The sequence below is a fragment of the Candidimonas humi genome (genome assembly GCF_019166065.1).
Classification (GTDB): Bacteria; Pseudomonadota; Gammaproteobacteria; order Burkholderiales; family Burkholderiaceae_B; genus Candidimonas; species Candidimonas humi.
This window is the reverse complement of sequence record NZ_JAHTBN010000003.1, coordinates 99,719-114,341: the sequence shown is the minus strand read 5'-3', so window position 1 is coordinate 114,341 and position 14,623 is coordinate 99,719. Positions and strand designations below refer to the sequence as shown.

Annotated in this window: 12 protein-coding genes; 3 read left to right on the top strand and 9 right to left on the bottom strand. The window is 66.5% G+C overall.

Annotated elements, in window-relative coordinates; all coding sequences use genetic code 11:
• Nucleotides 1-11: 11 nt before the first annotated feature.
• Nucleotides 12-1,025 carry a type I glyceraldehyde-3-phosphate dehydrogenase gene (gene gap, locus KVP10_RS07475; protein WP_217963949.1) on the bottom strand — a complete coding sequence of 338 codons (1,014 nt, stop codon included), beginning with the start codon at nt 1,023-1,025 and terminating at the stop codon, nt 12-14.
• 15 nt (nt 1,026-1,040) lie between these two features.
• Nucleotides 1,041-3,086, bottom strand: coding sequence for a transketolase (gene tkt, locus KVP10_RS07470; protein ID WP_217963948.1), 2,046 nt, complete (start codon nt 3,084-3,086; stop codon nt 1,041-1,043).
• Between the two features lie 295 nt (nt 3,087-3,381).
• Here tkt and KVP10_RS07465 point away from each other — a divergent pair, with 295 nt between their 5' ends.
• Entirely contained in the window at nt 3,382-4,116 is a 735-nt protein-coding gene (locus KVP10_RS07465) for a 16S rRNA (uracil(1498)-N(3))-methyltransferase (RefSeq protein WP_217963947.1), read from the top strand.
• A gap of 3 nt (nt 4,117-4,119) precedes the next feature.
• On the opposite strand, the gene KVP10_RS07460 is transcribed toward KVP10_RS07465, so the two are convergent.
• The 4 genes from KVP10_RS07460 to KVP10_RS07445 form a co-directional block, all read right to left on the bottom strand.
• The gene (locus KVP10_RS07460) at nt 4,120-4,590 is read right to left on the bottom strand and encodes a barstar family protein (protein WP_217963946.1); all 471 of its coding nucleotides are present in this window, start codon (nt 4,588-4,590) and stop codon (nt 4,120-4,122) included.
• Nucleotide 4,591: 1 nt separating this feature from the next.
• On the bottom strand, nt 4,592-5,815 hold the full coding sequence (locus tag KVP10_RS07455; RefSeq protein WP_217964496.1) for a patatin-like phospholipase family protein: 1,224 nt from the start codon (nt 5,813-5,815) through the stop codon (nt 4,592-4,594).
• Nucleotides 5,816-5,852: 37 nt separating this feature from the next.
• Nucleotides 5,853-8,141, bottom strand: a complete 2,289-nt coding sequence (locus KVP10_RS07450; protein ID WP_217963945.1) for an NADP-dependent malic enzyme — start codon at nt 8,139-8,141, stop codon at nt 5,853-5,855.
• Nucleotides 8,142-8,400: 259 nt separating this feature from the next.
• Complete coding sequence (locus KVP10_RS07445; RefSeq protein ID WP_246600469.1) at nt 8,401-9,327, bottom strand: hypothetical protein; 927 nt, start codon at nt 9,325-9,327, stop codon at nt 8,401-8,403.
• A gap of 382 nt (nt 9,328-9,709) precedes the next feature.
• On the opposite strand from KVP10_RS07445, the gene KVP10_RS07440 reads away from it, so the two are divergent.
• Nucleotides 9,710-10,867 carry a pyridoxal phosphate-dependent aminotransferase gene (locus KVP10_RS07440; RefSeq protein ID WP_217963944.1) on the top strand — a complete coding sequence of 386 codons (1,158 nt, stop codon included), beginning with the start codon at nt 9,710-9,712 and terminating at the stop codon, nt 10,865-10,867.
• Nucleotides 10,868-11,026: 159 nt separating this feature from the next.
• Here the strand turns inward: KVP10_RS07440 and KVP10_RS07435 are convergent, their stop codons facing one another.
• Nucleotides 11,027-11,932: a lytic transglycosylase domain-containing protein gene (locus KVP10_RS07435; protein WP_376810936.1), complete on the bottom strand. Its 906-nt coding sequence runs from the start codon at nt 11,930-11,932 to the stop codon at nt 11,027-11,029.
• 328 nt (nt 11,933-12,260) lie between these two features.
• Here KVP10_RS07435 and ubiD point away from each other — a divergent pair, with 328 nt between their 5' ends.
• Entirely contained in the window at nt 12,261-13,805 is a 1,545-nt protein-coding gene (ubiD, locus tag KVP10_RS07430; RefSeq protein ID WP_217963943.1) for a 4-hydroxy-3-polyprenylbenzoate decarboxylase, read from the top strand.
• Nucleotides 13,806-13,854: 49 nt separating this feature from the next.
• On the opposite strand, the gene KVP10_RS07425 is transcribed toward ubiD, so the two are convergent.
• A complete protein-coding gene (locus tag KVP10_RS07425; RefSeq protein WP_217963942.1) occupies nt 13,855-14,211 on the bottom strand; it encodes a hypothetical protein in 357 nt (118 codons plus the stop codon).
• Nucleotides 14,208-14,618 (bottom strand): phage holin family protein, encoded by a 411-nt coding sequence (locus KVP10_RS07420; RefSeq protein ID WP_217963941.1) that lies wholly within the window; start codon nt 14,616-14,618, stop codon nt 14,208-14,210. The genes KVP10_RS07425 and KVP10_RS07420 overlap by 4 nt, the downstream gene beginning before the upstream one ends.
• Nucleotides 14,619-14,623: the final 5 nt, after the last annotated feature.

Below are 14,623 nucleotides of genomic sequence, written 5' to 3'. Positions count from 1 at the left end.
ATGACAGCGGATCAGCGCGCCGACATCAGCGCAACCGTGGTGTCCAGCATGCGGTTGGAGAAGCCCCACTCGTTGTCGTACCAGGACGACACCTTGACCAGCGAGCCGGAAACCTTGGTGAGGCTGGCGTCGAAGGTGCTGGAGGCGGGGTTGTGATTGAAGTCGACCGACACCAGCGGCTCGGTGTTGTATTCCAGGATGCCCTTGAGCGGCCCGGATTCCGACGCGGCCTTGAGAATGCTGTTGACTTCTTCGACCGAGGTCTCGCGCGCAGCCACGAAGGACAGGTCGACGATGGACACGTTGATGGTCGGGACGCGGATGGCGTAGCCGTCGAGCTTGCCGTTGAGTTCGGGCAGCACCAGGCCGACCGCGGCGGCAGCGCCGGTCTTGGTCGGGATCATGCTCATGGTGGCCGAACGGGCGCGGCGCAGGTCTTCGTGGTAGACGTCGGTCAGGACCTGGTCGTTGGTGTAGGAGTGCACGGTGGTCATCAGGCCGTTCACGATGCCCAGCTTCTGGTGCAGCGGCTGCACCAGCGGGGCCAGGCAGTTGGTGGTGCACGAAGCGTTGGAAATGACCGTGTCGCTGGCCTTGAGCACGCCGTGGTTCACGCCGTAGACGATGGTGGCGTCCACGTCCTTGCCGCCGGGCGCGGAAATGACGACTTTCTTGGCGCCGCCCTTCAGGTGCGCGCTGGCTTTTTCTTTGCTGGCGAAGAAGCCGGTGCATTCGAGCACCACATCCACGCCCAGCTCGCCCCAGGGCAGCTCGGCCGGATTGCGGTTGGCCAGCACGCGGATCTTGTCGCCATTGACCACCATGTAGTCGCCGTCGACCGACACTTTGCCCGGGAAACGCCCGTGAGCGGTGTCGTGCTGCGTCAGGTGCGCGTTGATCTTGGGAGCCCCGAGGTCGTTGATCGCGACGATCTCTATGTCGTGCTTTTTACCGTCCTCGTAGTGGGCGCGCAAAACGTTGCGGCCAATACGCCCGTACCCATTGATCGCTACCCGTATCGTCATTGCAATTCTCCTGTTTTATAAAACTTGCTCGACCGCCGCCGCGACGTGCTCTGCGGTAATGCCGAAATACTTGAACAAGACGCCTCCGGGAGCCGATTCGCCGTAGGTATCCAGGCCCACCACTTTTCCGTGCAGGCCGACATATTTGTACCAGCCGGCGGTGACGCCGGCTTCCACCGCCACGCGCGGCATCCCGTCGGGCAGCACGGCGGCACGCCATTGTTCGTCTTGCGCATCGAACACCTGGGTGCAAGGCATGGACACCACGCGCACCGCAATGCCCTTGGCGGCAAGCTGTTCTTGCGCCGCCAGGGCCACCGAGACTTCCGAGCCGGTGGCGATAATGGCCGCGCGCGGCTGCGCCGCATCGCGCAGCACGTAGCCGCCGCGGGCGATCGCCTGCACGGTAGTGTCGTCGCGCTGGACGAAGGGCAGGTTCTGGCGCGACAGCAGCAGCGCGCTGGGGCCGCCGTCATGCACCTGCATGCCGATGCTGGCCGGACGCCGCAGCGCCGCCGCCCAGGCCACCGCGGTCTCGGTGGTGTCGCAGGGCCGCCATACTTGCAGATTGGGAATCAGCCGCAGGCTGGCCGCGTGCTCGATGGACTGGTGCGTGGGGCCGTCCTCGCCCAGGCCGATGGAATCATGGGTGAAGACGTGCACCACGCGCTGCTTCATCAGCGCCGACATGCGTATGGCGTTGCGCGAGTAGTCGGAGAAAGTCAGGAAGGTGCCGCCGAAAGGCAGGTAGCCGCCGTGCAGGGCCACGCCGTTCATGATCGCAGCCATGCCGAATTCGCGCACGCCGTAGTGAATATAGCGGCCGGACTGCAGGCTCTCGGAGCCGACCATGATCGGAGCCCCGCCCTTCCAGTCGGTAAGATTCGAACCGGTCAGGTCGGCCGAACCGCCGAGCATTTCCGGCACGACGGGGGCGAAGGCCTGGATGGCCAGTTGCGAAGCCTTGCGGGTAGCGACGGTCTCGCCCTTGGCCGCGGTTTCGGCGATGAAATCGCGCACTTTTTCATCGAAGCCGGCAGGCAGTTCGCCCGCCATGCGGCGCAGCAGTTCGCGCGCCTGTTCCGGAAAGGCCGCGGCATAGGCGTCGAAACGGCCCTGCCATTCGGCCTGCAATTCGTGCCCGCGCGGACGGCAGTCCCAGCCCTGGTAGACATGCTTGGGGATCACGAACGGCGGCCAGGTCCAGCCCAGCGCCTTGCGGGTGGCGGCGACTTCTTCTTCGCCCAGCGGCGAGCCGTGCACTTTTTCGGTGCCCGCCTTGTGCGGAGAGCCTTTGCCTATGATGGTGCGGCAGCAGATCAGCGTGGGACCGCCGCCCTTGGCCGACCATTCCTTGGCCTGCACCACGGCGGCGTCGACCGCCGCGGCGTCGTTGCCGTCTATGGGGGGAATGACGTGCCAGCCGTAGCCTTCGAAGCGCTTGACGGTGTCGTCGCGGAACCAGCCGTCGACCTCGCCGTCGATGGAAATGCCGTTGTCGTCATAGAACACGATCAGCTTGGACAGCCCGAGCGTGCCGGCCAGCGAGCAGGCCTCGTGCGAAATGCCTTCCATCAAGCAGCCGTCGCCGGCGATCGCATAGGTGTGATGATCCACCACCGTGTGGCCCGGGCGGTTGAATTCCATGGCCAGCAGGGCCTCGGCCAGCGCCAGGCCCACGGCATTGGCCAGCCCCTGGCCCAGCGGCCCGGTGGTGGTCTCGACGCCCGGCGTCAGGCCCACCTCGGGATGGCCCGGGGTGCGCGAATGCAGTTGGCGGAAATTCTCCAGCTCTTTCATGGGCAGGTCGTAGCCGCTCAGGTGCAGCATGGCATACAACAGCATGGAAGCGTGCCCGTTGGACAGCACGAAGCGGTCGCGGTCGGGCCAGGCAGGATCGGCGGGATTGTGGCGCAGATGGCGCGTCCAGAGCACCTGGCCGACCTCGGCCAAGCCCATGGGAGCCCCCGGGTGGCCCGAATTGGCTTTCTGGACCGCGTCCATGGCTAGCACGCGGATGGCATTGGCCAGGGAAGCATCGTGGACTGAAGGTAGGCTCATAGGAAACTCGCAAGGCGCGAGCCGCCGGGCAAGGAAACCGGGGGCGGATCGCCGCAACAGGGTTTGCAAAGCCTTCGATTTTACCACTCGGCACCCCGCGGCCCGGCACGCGGATACATTCGATTTCCCCGCATTGCAGGCCTTTGCACGGGCCAGGCGCAAAGGGGCGCAACCGGGCCGCGCGCCAGGCCTGATATTTCCCGCGGATTCCGGGCATTTCGCACGGACCCGCGGGCATGCTACCTTATGGGCGGCCCCGCCGGGCCGATCCTACGGACATCCTCGACACCGCCCCATGGCCACGCCCCGCTTCTATTGTCCCGCCGGCCTCGCCGCGGGCCGCAGTATCGAATTGCCGCAAGGCCTCGCGCACCACGCCTTGCGCGTGCTGCGGCTGCGCGACGGCGCGGCCATCGTGCTGTTCGACGGGCATGGCGGCGAATACCCGGCCACGCTGCAGGCCTCGGGCAAGGGCGCCAGCGCCCTGCTGGGCGCTCATGACGCGCGCGAGGCCGAACTGGCCGGCGAGATCACGCTGCTGCAAGGCATCGCGGCCGGCGACAAAATGGACTGGATCATCGAAAAAGCCGTGGAACTCGGCGTGCGGCGCCTGGTTCCGGTCGCGGCCCGGCGCAGCGTGCTGCAACTGAGCGGCGCGCGCCTGGAAAAGCGCCAGCAGCACTGGGAACGCGTGGCCCAGGCGGCCAGCGAGCAGTGCGGGCGCAACCGCCTCATGGCAATCGCGGCGCCGCAAAGCCTGGGCGACTGCCTGCGCGAACTCGACGTGGCAGCCGGCCTGGCCCTGTTCTGTCATCCCGAGGCGCCGCAGAGCCTGGCGCAAGCGCTGCGGCCCGGCACACGGCAGCTCGCGCTGCTGGTCGGCCCCGAAGGCGGCTGGTCGGAAGACGAACTGGAACTGGCGCGCGGCCATGGCCTGCAGGCGGTGCGCCACGGTGCGCGAGTGCTGCGCACCGAGACCGCCGGACTCGCGCTGGTGGCCGCAGCCAGCGCCCTGCTGGGCTGGGACTGAAAGCTATTCGTGCTCGCGGTGGCCTGCGTACGGCGTAGGCGCCACGCCCGGCTCCGGGTCCGGATGCTTGCCGGCATGCTGGATGGCGTAGGCGAAATAACGGCCATTGTCGGCCGCGAATTCCACCGTATCGGCGCATACGCTTTCGATGGCCGCAGCATCGGCGGCCAGCGCGGGATCGCCGGAATGCAGGTTGTGCAGCCATAGCACCATGCCCACCTTCTGATCCTGCAGCGTATCGCACAGGCAGTCGGACAGGGCATCGAGGTTGCTGCCGAAATATTCGGGAAAATCGACAGCCTTGGCGATGGCGCGCAACACAGCCGAGCAACTGCGCGCGCGGTCGCAGTCGACGAAGAAAAGCGTCATTCCCAAAACCTGGGCCGCCTCCGCGACGTCCCGCTGGCCGAAAGAGGAAATGTCGAGCAAACCACCTTTCTGCAGTTTCTTCTGCAGCGACTGTGCCTGGGCCATATCAGGGCTCCTTGAAAAACGCCTGCACTTCCTCTATGCGGCTCATGCTGTCGTTGCGTCCGAGGCGGATCAGCTCTTTCGTATAGCCCGACTCGAACAGCAGATACGAAACCAAGGCTCCGCCCGCGGACAAACTGGAACCGGACGATACGCCCAGCACCCGGAACAAGCTGCGGGCGGCGCGCGGCATCTGTTCCAGATGCCGCATGGCGATTTCGTCCAGCGACCGGCTTGGTGTGATGGACAAAGACTTTACCGGGCGCAGCGACTGGCTTTTTAATACATCCGGGGCCACTTGCGCAAGCAGTTCATTGATGCGTTCCATACGCTCCACATCCATGGCCAGGCTGTCCAGGAAAATATTGGACAAAACATGCCCGCCGATCTGCGCCAGCGTAGGATACAGCGGATCATCGCGGCGTTGTTCAGGATATGTGTCATCTTCATGCCCGGTGCCTATCACGAAGATGCGCTCGGACCCCAGATGTATTGCCGGGCTCAGCGGCGCGAGCTGGCGCATCGAGCCGTCGCCGCACCATTCCGTCTGCCCATGCGGGGAATCGGCCCGCAACATCGCCTCGGCCACCGGGTCGCCCGGCCGCGGGCGCAAAGAAATGGATTGCGCCGGAAACACGAACGGAATGGAAGTCGACGCCATCAGGTGCTCGATGCCGATATGGCTCGGCACGGCGCGGCGCAGGGGCCGGGTCCAGGGCTCGATGCTGAGATTGGATTCGTAGAAAGTGATGTGCTCGCCGCTGGTATAGCCCGTGGCGGTGATCGCCAGCGCATCGAGGAACCCGTCGTCCAGGTTGCGCCGCAACCGCGGAAAATCGAGCACCGTCCCCAGCAGCTCGGCCAGCGGCCGGTTGTCCAGCAGGGCGCGCGGATTGCGGCGCCGGAGCCCGGGCCGCAGCCAGCCCAGGCTGAGCATGCCCAGCCAGCGCAGCCCGCTGCGGAACAGGCCCGCGCTGTCGCTGCGATAGACCATGTCGGTGCGCAAGGTCTCCCAGAGCAGCCGGGCGCGGTCCATGGCCTCGTGGGGCACGTCGGCCTTGCAGGCCAGCGCCGCCGCATTGATGGCGCCGGCCGAAGAACCGCAGATGATGCGAAAAGGATTACGGAAATCTGCCCGCCGCTCGGGATCGAGTATGTCCAGCACGCCGCTGAGCACCCCGACCTGATAGGCGGCGCGCGCGCCGCCCCCGGTCAGCACCAGGCCCATATGCGAGCCGGACACGACGGAGGGCGCGAGGCTCGTGCTACCTGGGTGTATTGGCATCGACTACAGTCAGCGCCGTCATGTTGATGATGCGCCGTACGGTAGAGCTGGAAGTGAGGATGTGGACCGGCGCGTTGGCCCCCAGCAGGAACGGGCCCACGGCCACATTGCCGCCGGCCGTGGTCTTGAGCAGGTTGTAGGCGATATTGCCCGAATCGACGTTCGGGCACACCAGCAGGTTGGCCTCGCCCTTGAGCGTGGTCGAGGGCAGGATGCGCAGGCGCAGGGCTTCGTCGAGCGCGCAGTCGCCATGCATCTCGCCGTCGATTTCGAGTTCGGGGGCCTGGGCGCGGATCAGTTCCAGGGCCTCGCGCATCTTGGAGCCCGAGGCCGAACTGGCGGTACCGAAATTGGAGCGGGACAGCAGCGCCACCTTGGGCTCGACATTCAGGCGCCGCATCTCGGCGGCCGCGGCCAGCGTGATCTCGGCGAGCTGCTCGGCGCTGGGGTCGTCGTTGACGTGCGTGTCGACCAGCGCCACGGTGCGTTCCGCCAACAGCAGGATATTCATGGCCGCGTAGATGCGCGCGCCCTTGCTGTGGCCTATGACCTGGTCGATGAACTGCAGGTGGTTGGCATAAGTGCCGACCGTGCCGCAGACCATGCCGTCGGCATCGCCCAGGTGCACCATCATGGCGCCGATCAGGGTCAGCCGGCGGCGCATCTCGACGCGCGCCATTTCCTTGCTGATGCCGCGGCGGCACATCAGTTCCCAGTAGGTGGTCCAATAGCGATGGAAGCGCTCGTCGTAATCGGGGTTGGTGACCTCGACATCGGTGCCCAGGCGCAGCCGCAGGCCGAACTTCTCGATGCGCGCCTGCAGCACGGCCGGCCGGCCCACCAATATGGGCCGGGCCAGCTTTTCGTCGACCACCACCTGCACCGCGCGCAGCACGCGCTCTTCTTCGCCCTCGGCGAACACGATGCGCGCCTTGCCGCCGTCGCGCACCAGGCCCTTGGCTATGGAGAACAAGGGCTTCATGAACGAGCCGGAGCGATAGACGAACTGCTGCAGCTGCTGCGCGTAAGCGTCGAGATCTTCGATGGGCCGGGTGGCCACGCCGTCTTCCATGGCGGCGCGCGCCACCGCGGGGGCGATGCGCACGATCAGACGCGGATCGAAAGGCTTGGGAATCAGGTATTCGGGGCCGAAACACACCCCATAAGTGCCGTAGGCGGCAGCCACGACCTCGTTCTGTTCTTCCTGTGCCAGCTTGTAGATGGCCTGCACGGCGGCCTTTTCCATGCCGCGCGTGATGGTCGTCGCGCCCACGTCGAGCGCGCCGCGGAAAATATACGGGAAGCACAGGACATTATTGACCTGGTTCGGGTAGTCGGAACGGCCCGTGGCCATGACGACGTCGTCGCGCACCGCGCGGGCGACCTCGGGCAGGATTTCCGGGGTGGGATTGGCCAGCGCCAGGATGAGCGGACGCGCCGCCATCTTCGCGACCATCTCGGGCTTGAGCACGCCGCCGGCCGACAGGCCCAGGAACACGTCGGCGCCGTCGATGATCTCGCCCAGCGTGCGAGCCTCGGTCGCTTGCGCGAAGCGTTCTTTGTCGGGGTCCATGAGCGTGGTGCGGCCCTTGTACACCACCCCCTCGATGTCGCTGACCCAGATGTTCGACAGCGGCAAGCCCAGGTCGACCATGAGATCCAGACAGGCCAGCGCCGCGGCGCCGGCGCCCGACACCACGACCTTGACCTGGTCTATGGCTTTGCCGACGACTTCCAGGCCGCCGATGAAGGCGGCCGACACGCAGATGGCGGTGCCGTGCTGGTCGTCGTGGAAGACAGGGATCTTCATGCGCTCGCGCAGCTTGCGCTCGACGACGAAGCATTCGGGCGCCTTGATGTCTTCGAGATTGATGCCGCCGAACGTCGGTTCGAGGCCGGCGATGATGTTCACCAGCTTGTCGGGATCGGTTTCGTTGATTTCGATATCGAACACGTCGATGTCGGCAAACTTCTTGAACAGCACCGCCTTGCCTTCCATGACGGGCTTGGAGGCCAGCGCGCCTATATTGCCCAGGCCCAGCACCGCGGTGCCGTTGGTGATGACCCCCACGAGATTGCCGCGCGCGGTGTAGCGATAGGCATTGACCGGATCGGTGACGATTTCTTCGCAGGCCGCGGCGACCCCGGGCGTATAGGCCAGCGCCAGGTCGCGCTGGTTCGAGAGCTGCTTGGTCGGGGTGACCGCAACCTTTCCGGGGCGCCCATGCGTGTGATAGGCCAAAGCTGCGGTGCGAATATTGTCGTCCATGGTGTTTCTTGATCGGGGAAGATATGGAGAGACGCCCATTCTAGCCCTTGCCAGGAATTATTTGCAGGATGGGCCCACGGCGCGGCGCCCTGCGGCCCGACCCGGGCCAAACCAGGGGGCGCAAGCCATGCCCGGCGGCCCGCCCTGCCTCATCAGCCCATCAGCCCATCGACCTCATCGACCTCATCGACCTCATCGGCCGAGACGACCAAGACGGCGGCGGTGGCGGTGGCGGTAAACGGCGGGTGGCCGCAGCGGCTCAGATATCCTGCCCGGTATAAGGAAACAGGTCGGACGGGTCGAACAGCGTCTTGACGCGCGCGTCCAGATCGGCAGCGAAAAACCAGGCTTCGTCTTCGGAGCTGTCGTGATGCGTGGAAAATTCGGCGCGCGTCGTTTCGGGGCGCGGCGCCATGCGGCGCTCGTTGAGCACCACCCATTCGACCCAGCATAGCGCGCCGCCATGCCCCAGCACCAAGTGCGACAGGTTGATGGTTTGCCCCTCGGCGGGCAGCAGCGCGTCCAGGCGGTAGCGCGCCGGCCAGGGTTCGAGCCGGCGGCAGGCCTGGGCTTCGGTGCGTCCCGACAGTTCGAACAGGCTCGACACCAGTTGCTGCGTGCTGAAATTGGGCAGCGCCTGGTTGCTGCTGGCGCCAAAGGGACCCAGGGTCGCGCTGCTGCCGTCGGCCAGCACGACGGCGGCATGGTCCAGGCCGGACATATGGGTCTGGCCCGAGTCCCAATCGCACAAGGTGCGATCGGCCAGCCACGCCGCCACGGTCAGGTACGAAGGCCACTCGGCAAACTGGCTGAAGCCGGCCGCCTCGAGTTCCCCCAGCAGGCAGCCGGGCTGCACGAACCACTGGCTGCCGCCCTCTTTCAGGCGGCGGCAGCCGGCCATCTCGCGTCCGGGCTCGACCCAGAGCACCGACTGGCCCAGCGGCTGCGTCGCCTGCGGCACCCCGCCCAGGGCCAGCAACACGCCATATTCGGCGCACAGCGCCCGCGCATGATGCACGTCGGAGGGCTCGGCCGGCACCAGCCGCGCACTGCCTGTCCCCTGGTCGGCGCCATAGTCGAAAAAGCTGCCGGCGATGCTGCGGCGCATCCGCTGGCAGAAGTTGTCCCATGGATCCCTGGACGGGCGGCGGCCCATCAGGAACGAACGGCGCGAAGGAGACGGCATGTGCAACGATTCCTGGTCTGGTTTTCCGATCGAAAATACTTGCTTAAAAAATATCTGCAGGAAGAAATAACTGCAAGACTGCAAAGATAAGCGCAAGACTGCAAAGCTTGCCCGCAAGGGCCGCGTCCGTGTCGCAGGCCCCGCGCCGCTGGCCCGCATCCGGGTTCCGGATATTGCGGCGCGAACGCCATGAACGCCATAGACGCCATAGACGCCATGAGCGCCATGAGCGCCATGAGCGCCATGAACGTTATGAACGCCACGAGCGGCGCGACCGGCACAAAGCCGCCCCGGCCGCCCAAGTATCGTGGCGGCTGCGGCCCGCGCCGCAACGCTCTACAATCCTTTTCTCGTCCCATAGCCCGCCCGGAAAGCCAGCCCCATGCCCGCCCTCGCCAAGCGCACCGAACAAGTGATGCCATTCTACGCTGTGGAGCTGTTCAAACAGGCCAACGCGCTCAACGCGCAAGGCCGCGACGTGATCAGCCTGGGCATAGGCGAACCCGACTTTACCGCGCCCGCGCAAGTACTGGAAACCCTGGACCGCGCCGCGCGCGCCGGCCTCAGCGGCTATACCCCTCCGGCCGGCATCGCGCCTCTGCGCGACGCCATTGCGCATTATTATTTCCAGCAATTCGGCGCCAAGATCGATCCGCACCGCGTGGTCGTCACCTCCGGCGCCTCGGGCGCGCTGCTGCTGCTGAGCATGGCGCTGATCAATCCGGGCGACGAAATCCTGATGCCCGACCCTTCGTACCCAGCCAACCAGAACTTCATCACCGGCGCGGGCGGCATTCCCAGGCTGATACCCTGCGGCGCCCAGCAGCGATTCCAGCTCAGCGCCGCCGACATCCGCGAGCACTGGGGGCCGGCGACCCGCGGCGTGCTGATCGCCTCGCCCAGCAACCCCACGGGCACGACCATCGCGCGCGCCGACCTGCAGGCGCTGATCGCCGAGGTGCGCCAGCGCGGCGGCTTCGTCATCATGGATGAAATCTATCTGGGCCTGTATTACGACCAGGAACCGCAAAGCGCCCTGACGCTCGACGACGACGTGATCATCGTCAACAGCTTCTCGAAGTACTTCCACATGACAGGCTGGCGACTGGGCTGGCTGATTGCGCCCGCGGCCATGATTCCGGCGGTGGAAAAGCTCGCGGCCAGCCTGGCGATCTGCGCGCCCTCGCTCGCCCAGCACGCGGCGCTGGCCTGCTTCGAGCCGGATATCATGCGCATCTACGAAAACCGGCGTCTGTCGTTCAAGCAGCGGCGCGACTACCTGCTGCCCGAATTCGAACGGCTCGGGCTGCACGTGCCGGTAGTGCCCGACGGCGCGTTCTATATTTATGCCGACATCAGCGAGCACAGCCAGGACAGCGACGACTTCTCGCACCGGCTGCTGTACGAGGCCGGCGTGGCCGCCGTGCCCGGGCGCGACTTCGGCTCGGCATGGGCGCGCCACACCATGCGGTTCTCGTACGCCACGGGGCTGGACCGCCTGCAGGAAGCCATCGCCCGCATGGAGCGATTCCTGGCATAAGCCTGCGCGGTTCACGCCAAGAAATGGCTGAGCCCGGAAATGCTGTGGCTCCCTGCATACTGTGCCGTACTCGGCGAACTCGGACACGGCACAGTCCCCTGCGGACTATGTCATACCCGGCGAACCCGAACAGTACGCAAGCCGCGAGGTGGAGCAGCCCTATTTTTCTATCGGGATGCCCGACGCCAGGGCTATGCGGCGCTGCTCCGCCAGCACCTTCGCGCCGTAGCCTCCGTCGTTGGAGCCGGAAGCGCCCACGTAGCAGGCCAGGCCGCCCAGCACCGAGCCGCGCCGCTTGATGCAATCCTTCAGGATCTGCGAGCCGACACGGATATTGGCGATGGGGTTGAGCGCGGCAGCCAGGCCGCCGCCAAAGCGCGCGAACTTGTCCTTGTGCACATTGGTCATGACCTGCATCAGGCCCTGGGCGCCGACATGGCTTTCGGCAAAGGGGTTATAGCGGGATTCGACCGCGATCACCGCCAGCAGCAATTGCGGATCCAGGTGCTGTTCCTTGCCGACCACGAAAGCCGTCTTGATCAGCACCCCGGCCGCGTTGTAGGCAATCTGGTACTTGCGCGCGATATAGCTGCGCAAGGCTTCGGCCTGCGCCTTGCTGACGTGGGGAATGGACAGGTCTTCGGCGGCCACGCCCAATGCGCGCGAGAAATAGCCGGGCGACACCAGTTCGACCTTCGAGCCGCCCTTGGCAGGCACGGGCGCGCCCGCCTTGCGTTCCGGAGCCCCTGCGGCGGCGCCCGCGACGACCGGGGCCAGCGCGGCATTGGCCCCGCCAGTTGCGTTGGCGCCATGCGCCGCGTTTGCGACTTGCGTCCCCTTGGCGCCGCCGGCCGTGGTGCGGGATCCGGCGGAACCTGCGCCGTTCGCCGTGCTCTCGGAAGAGGCCTCCGCAGGCTCGGGCCCGCCCGCCGAAACCGATGCGACAGGGCCCATTGCCGCGGCCAGCATGGCATCGCTGGCCTGTGCATATGAGGCGTAAGACGTGACGGAAGAACCTCCCTGCATCACGTCGGGGCGCAGGGTCGCCACCAGCGCGTCGTGCATATTGCGCGACTGTATCCGCAGCGAAGGCACGGTAAGGCTCAGCGCCATCGTCACCAGCGCGGCGATGCCCAAGTAGATGGCGGCGACGTGGATGCATTCGCCGCCGCGATACATCAGGCCGCGAAACGAACGGGCGAGCAGATTCCCCCGCGCCACGCCTTCGGCTTGCCGTCCCCCATGGGAAGGCTTTTTGTCTTGGGGCGGTCCTACAGCAAAATAGTTCTCCGCAGAAGAGTCGATCATTCTTCCGGTGTCCGTGTAAAAGCAGTCAAGCCGATGTTAACCTTAGTCCTGTTTCGCATTTGTAACGAAATTAATGGGAATTTCCGTGAAATACCGCGACCTCAGGGACTTCATGGCGCAACTCGAAAGCGCGGGAGAGCTCCGGCGCATCGCCGTGCCGGTGTCCACCGACCTCGAAATGACCGAGATCGGCGACCGCGTGCTGCGCGCCGGCGGCCCGGCGCTGCTGTTCGAGCGCGCCGTGCACGGCGGGGCGCCCGCCGCCATGCCGGTGCTGACCAATTTGTTCGGCACTCCGGGGCGCGTGGCTCGGGGCATGGGGGCCGACGACGTGGCCGCGCTGCGCGAGACGGGCGAGCTGCTGGCGGCGCTGCGCGAGCCCGAGCCGCCGCGCGGGCTGCGCGACGCGCTGGCCAAGGTATCCATGCTCAAGGCCGCGCTCTGGGACATGAGCCCCAAGACCGTCAAAGGGCCGGCCTGCCAGGAAATCGTGCTCGAGGGCGCGGACGTCGACCTGAACCGGATTCCGCTGCAGCGCTGCTGGCCGGGCGACGCCGCCCCCCTGCTCACCTGGGGCCTGGTGATCACCCGCGGCCCGCGGGCGCGCCGCCAGAACCTGGGCATCTACCGGCAGCAGATCATCGGCCGCAACAAGCTCATCATGCGCTGGCTGTCGCACCGCGGCGGCGCGCTGGACTTCCGCGATCATGCGCTGGCGCATCCGGGCACCCCATTTCCCGTGGCCGTGGCGCTGGGCGCGGACCCGGCCACCACGCTCGGGGCCGTGACGCCGGTGCCCGACAGCCTGTCGGAATACCAGTTCGCCGGCCTGCTGCGCGGCAGCCGCAGCGAGGTCGCCGACGCCCTGGGCAGCGAGCTGTCGGTGCCGGCGCGCGCCGAGATCGTGCTCGAGGGCCATCTGCTGCCGGCGAACGATCCGCGCGCCGAACCGCTCACAGTGCCCGAGGGCTCGCAAGGCCCCTCGGACCGCAGCTACGAGATGGCGCTGGAAGGGCCCTACGGCGACCACACGGGCTATTACAACGAACAGGACTGGTTTCCCGTCTTTACCGTCGAACGCATCACCATGCGCCGCGACCCCATCTACCACAGCACCTACACGGGCAAGCCTCCCGACGAGCCCGCGGTGCTGGGCGTGGCCCTGAACGAGGTGTTCGTGCCGCTGCTGCGGCGCCAACTGCCGGAGATCGTCGATTTCTACCTGCCGCCCGAGGGCTGCAGCTACCGGCTCGCCGTGGTGTCGATCCGCAAGCAATACCCGGGCCACGCCAAGCGCGCGATGTTCGGCATCTGGAGCATCCTGCGCCAGTTCATGTACACCAAGTTCATCGTCGTGGTCGACGAGGACATCGACCCGCGCAACTGGCAAGAGGTGGTCTGGGCCATGACCACGCGCATGGACCCGGTGCGCGACACGGTGCTGGTGGACAACACGCCCATCGACTATCTGGACTTCGCCTCGCCGGTGTCGGGCCTGGGCGGCAAGATGGGCCTGGACGCGACCAATAAATGGCCCGGCGAGACCCAGCGGGAATGGGGTCGGCCCATCGTCATGGACGCGGACGTCAAGGCCCGCGTGGACGCCATGTGGCAAAACCTGGGTCTATGACGGCTGTGACCAGTGTCCTTTAAGCTTCAAGCAAACAGGACACTGTCGCCTAGAATTTTGTGCGCCGGCCCTGGCCCGATTCGCGCGTGCGCAAGGCCTGCAGACCCAGCAGCAGCCCGGCGCCCAGGCGCACCCAGGCGCGTCCGCGCCGCTTGCCGGCCAGCAGCGCCGAGGCCAGGCTGACCACCAGAGGGTAGCGCCGCGCCAGCGACAGCCCCTCGGCCAGCCAGCTCCGGCCGCTGCCGGGCAACAGGCGCGGTAGCGCCGCCTGCAGTAGCGCCGAAGGCCGCAGCGCCGCGCCCACCTGCGCCACATGGCGCCGCAGCGCCTGGCGTTCAAGTGCCGCGCGGGCGCGCAGTATCTCGATACGCAGTTCCTGGGGGCTGCGGGAAGCGCGCTTGTTCATGGGACATCCTTGGAGGCGGCGTCCTCGGCAGCAGAAGGCTCGCCCAGGCGCGCCGCCATCGCCGCATCGCGCCGCAACTCGTCCAGGGTTGCCGCGAACGGCATCGGATCGTACAAGAGCGAACGCCGCACCGCCCAGAACAGCCCCAGGCCCAGCAGCGCATAGAGCAGCGCCAGCAGGCCCAGCGCCAGGTAGCGGTCCTGGCTGGGCCAGAAGTACAGCGCGAAGGCAATGGAAAACACCAAGACCGCCAGCGTCAGGAACAGCAGCGCGGCGAACGCCATGCCGGCCAGCTTGAACAGGCGCGACGTCTGGCCGGAGGCTTCGAGAGAGAAAAGCTCCAGCCGCGTGTGCATCATGGACAGCAGCGTGCCGGCGATATCGCCCACGGATTGTCTCAAGGCCATGTCGG

Excerpts from the sequence above, each read along its gene's own strand:
- gap (WP_217963949.1), bottom strand. The coding sequence starts at position 1,025 with ATGACGATACGGGTAGCGATCAATGGGTACGGGCGTATTGGCCGCAAC.
- tkt (WP_217963948.1), bottom strand. The coding sequence starts at position 3,086 with ATGAGCCTACCTTCAGTCCACGATGCTTCCCTGGCCAATGCCATCCGC.
- KVP10_RS07465 (WP_217963947.1), top strand. The coding sequence starts at position 3,382 with ATGGCCACGCCCCGCTTCTATTGTCCCGCCGGCCTCGCCGCGGGCCGC.
- KVP10_RS07460 (WP_217963946.1), bottom strand. The coding sequence starts at position 4,590 with ATGGCCCAGGCACAGTCGCTGCAGAAGAAACTGCAGAAAGGTGGTTTG.
- KVP10_RS07455 (WP_217964496.1), bottom strand. The coding sequence starts at position 5,815 with ATGGGCCTGGTGCTGACCGGGGGCGGCGCGCGCGCCGCCTATCAGGTC.
- KVP10_RS07450 (WP_217963945.1), bottom strand. The coding sequence starts at position 8,141 with ATGGACGACAATATTCGCACCGCAGCTTTGGCCTATCACACGCATGGG.
- KVP10_RS07445 (WP_246600469.1), bottom strand. The coding sequence starts at position 9,327 with ATGCCGTCTCCTTCGCGCCGTTCGTTCCTGATGGGCCGCCGCCCGTCC.
- KVP10_RS07440 (WP_217963944.1), top strand. The coding sequence starts at position 9,710 with ATGCCCGCCCTCGCCAAGCGCACCGAACAAGTGATGCCATTCTACGCT.
- KVP10_RS07435 (WP_376810936.1), bottom strand. The coding sequence starts at position 11,932 with ATGCACGACGCGCTGGTGGCGACCCTGCGCCCCGACGTGATGCAGGGA.
- KVP10_RS07425 (WP_217963942.1), bottom strand. The coding sequence starts at position 14,211 with ATGAACAAGCGCGCTTCCCGCAGCCCCCAGGAACTGCGTATCGAGATA.
- KVP10_RS07420 (WP_217963941.1), bottom strand. The coding sequence starts at position 14,618 with ATGGCCTTGAGACAATCCGTGGGCGATATCGCCGGCACGCTGCTGTCC.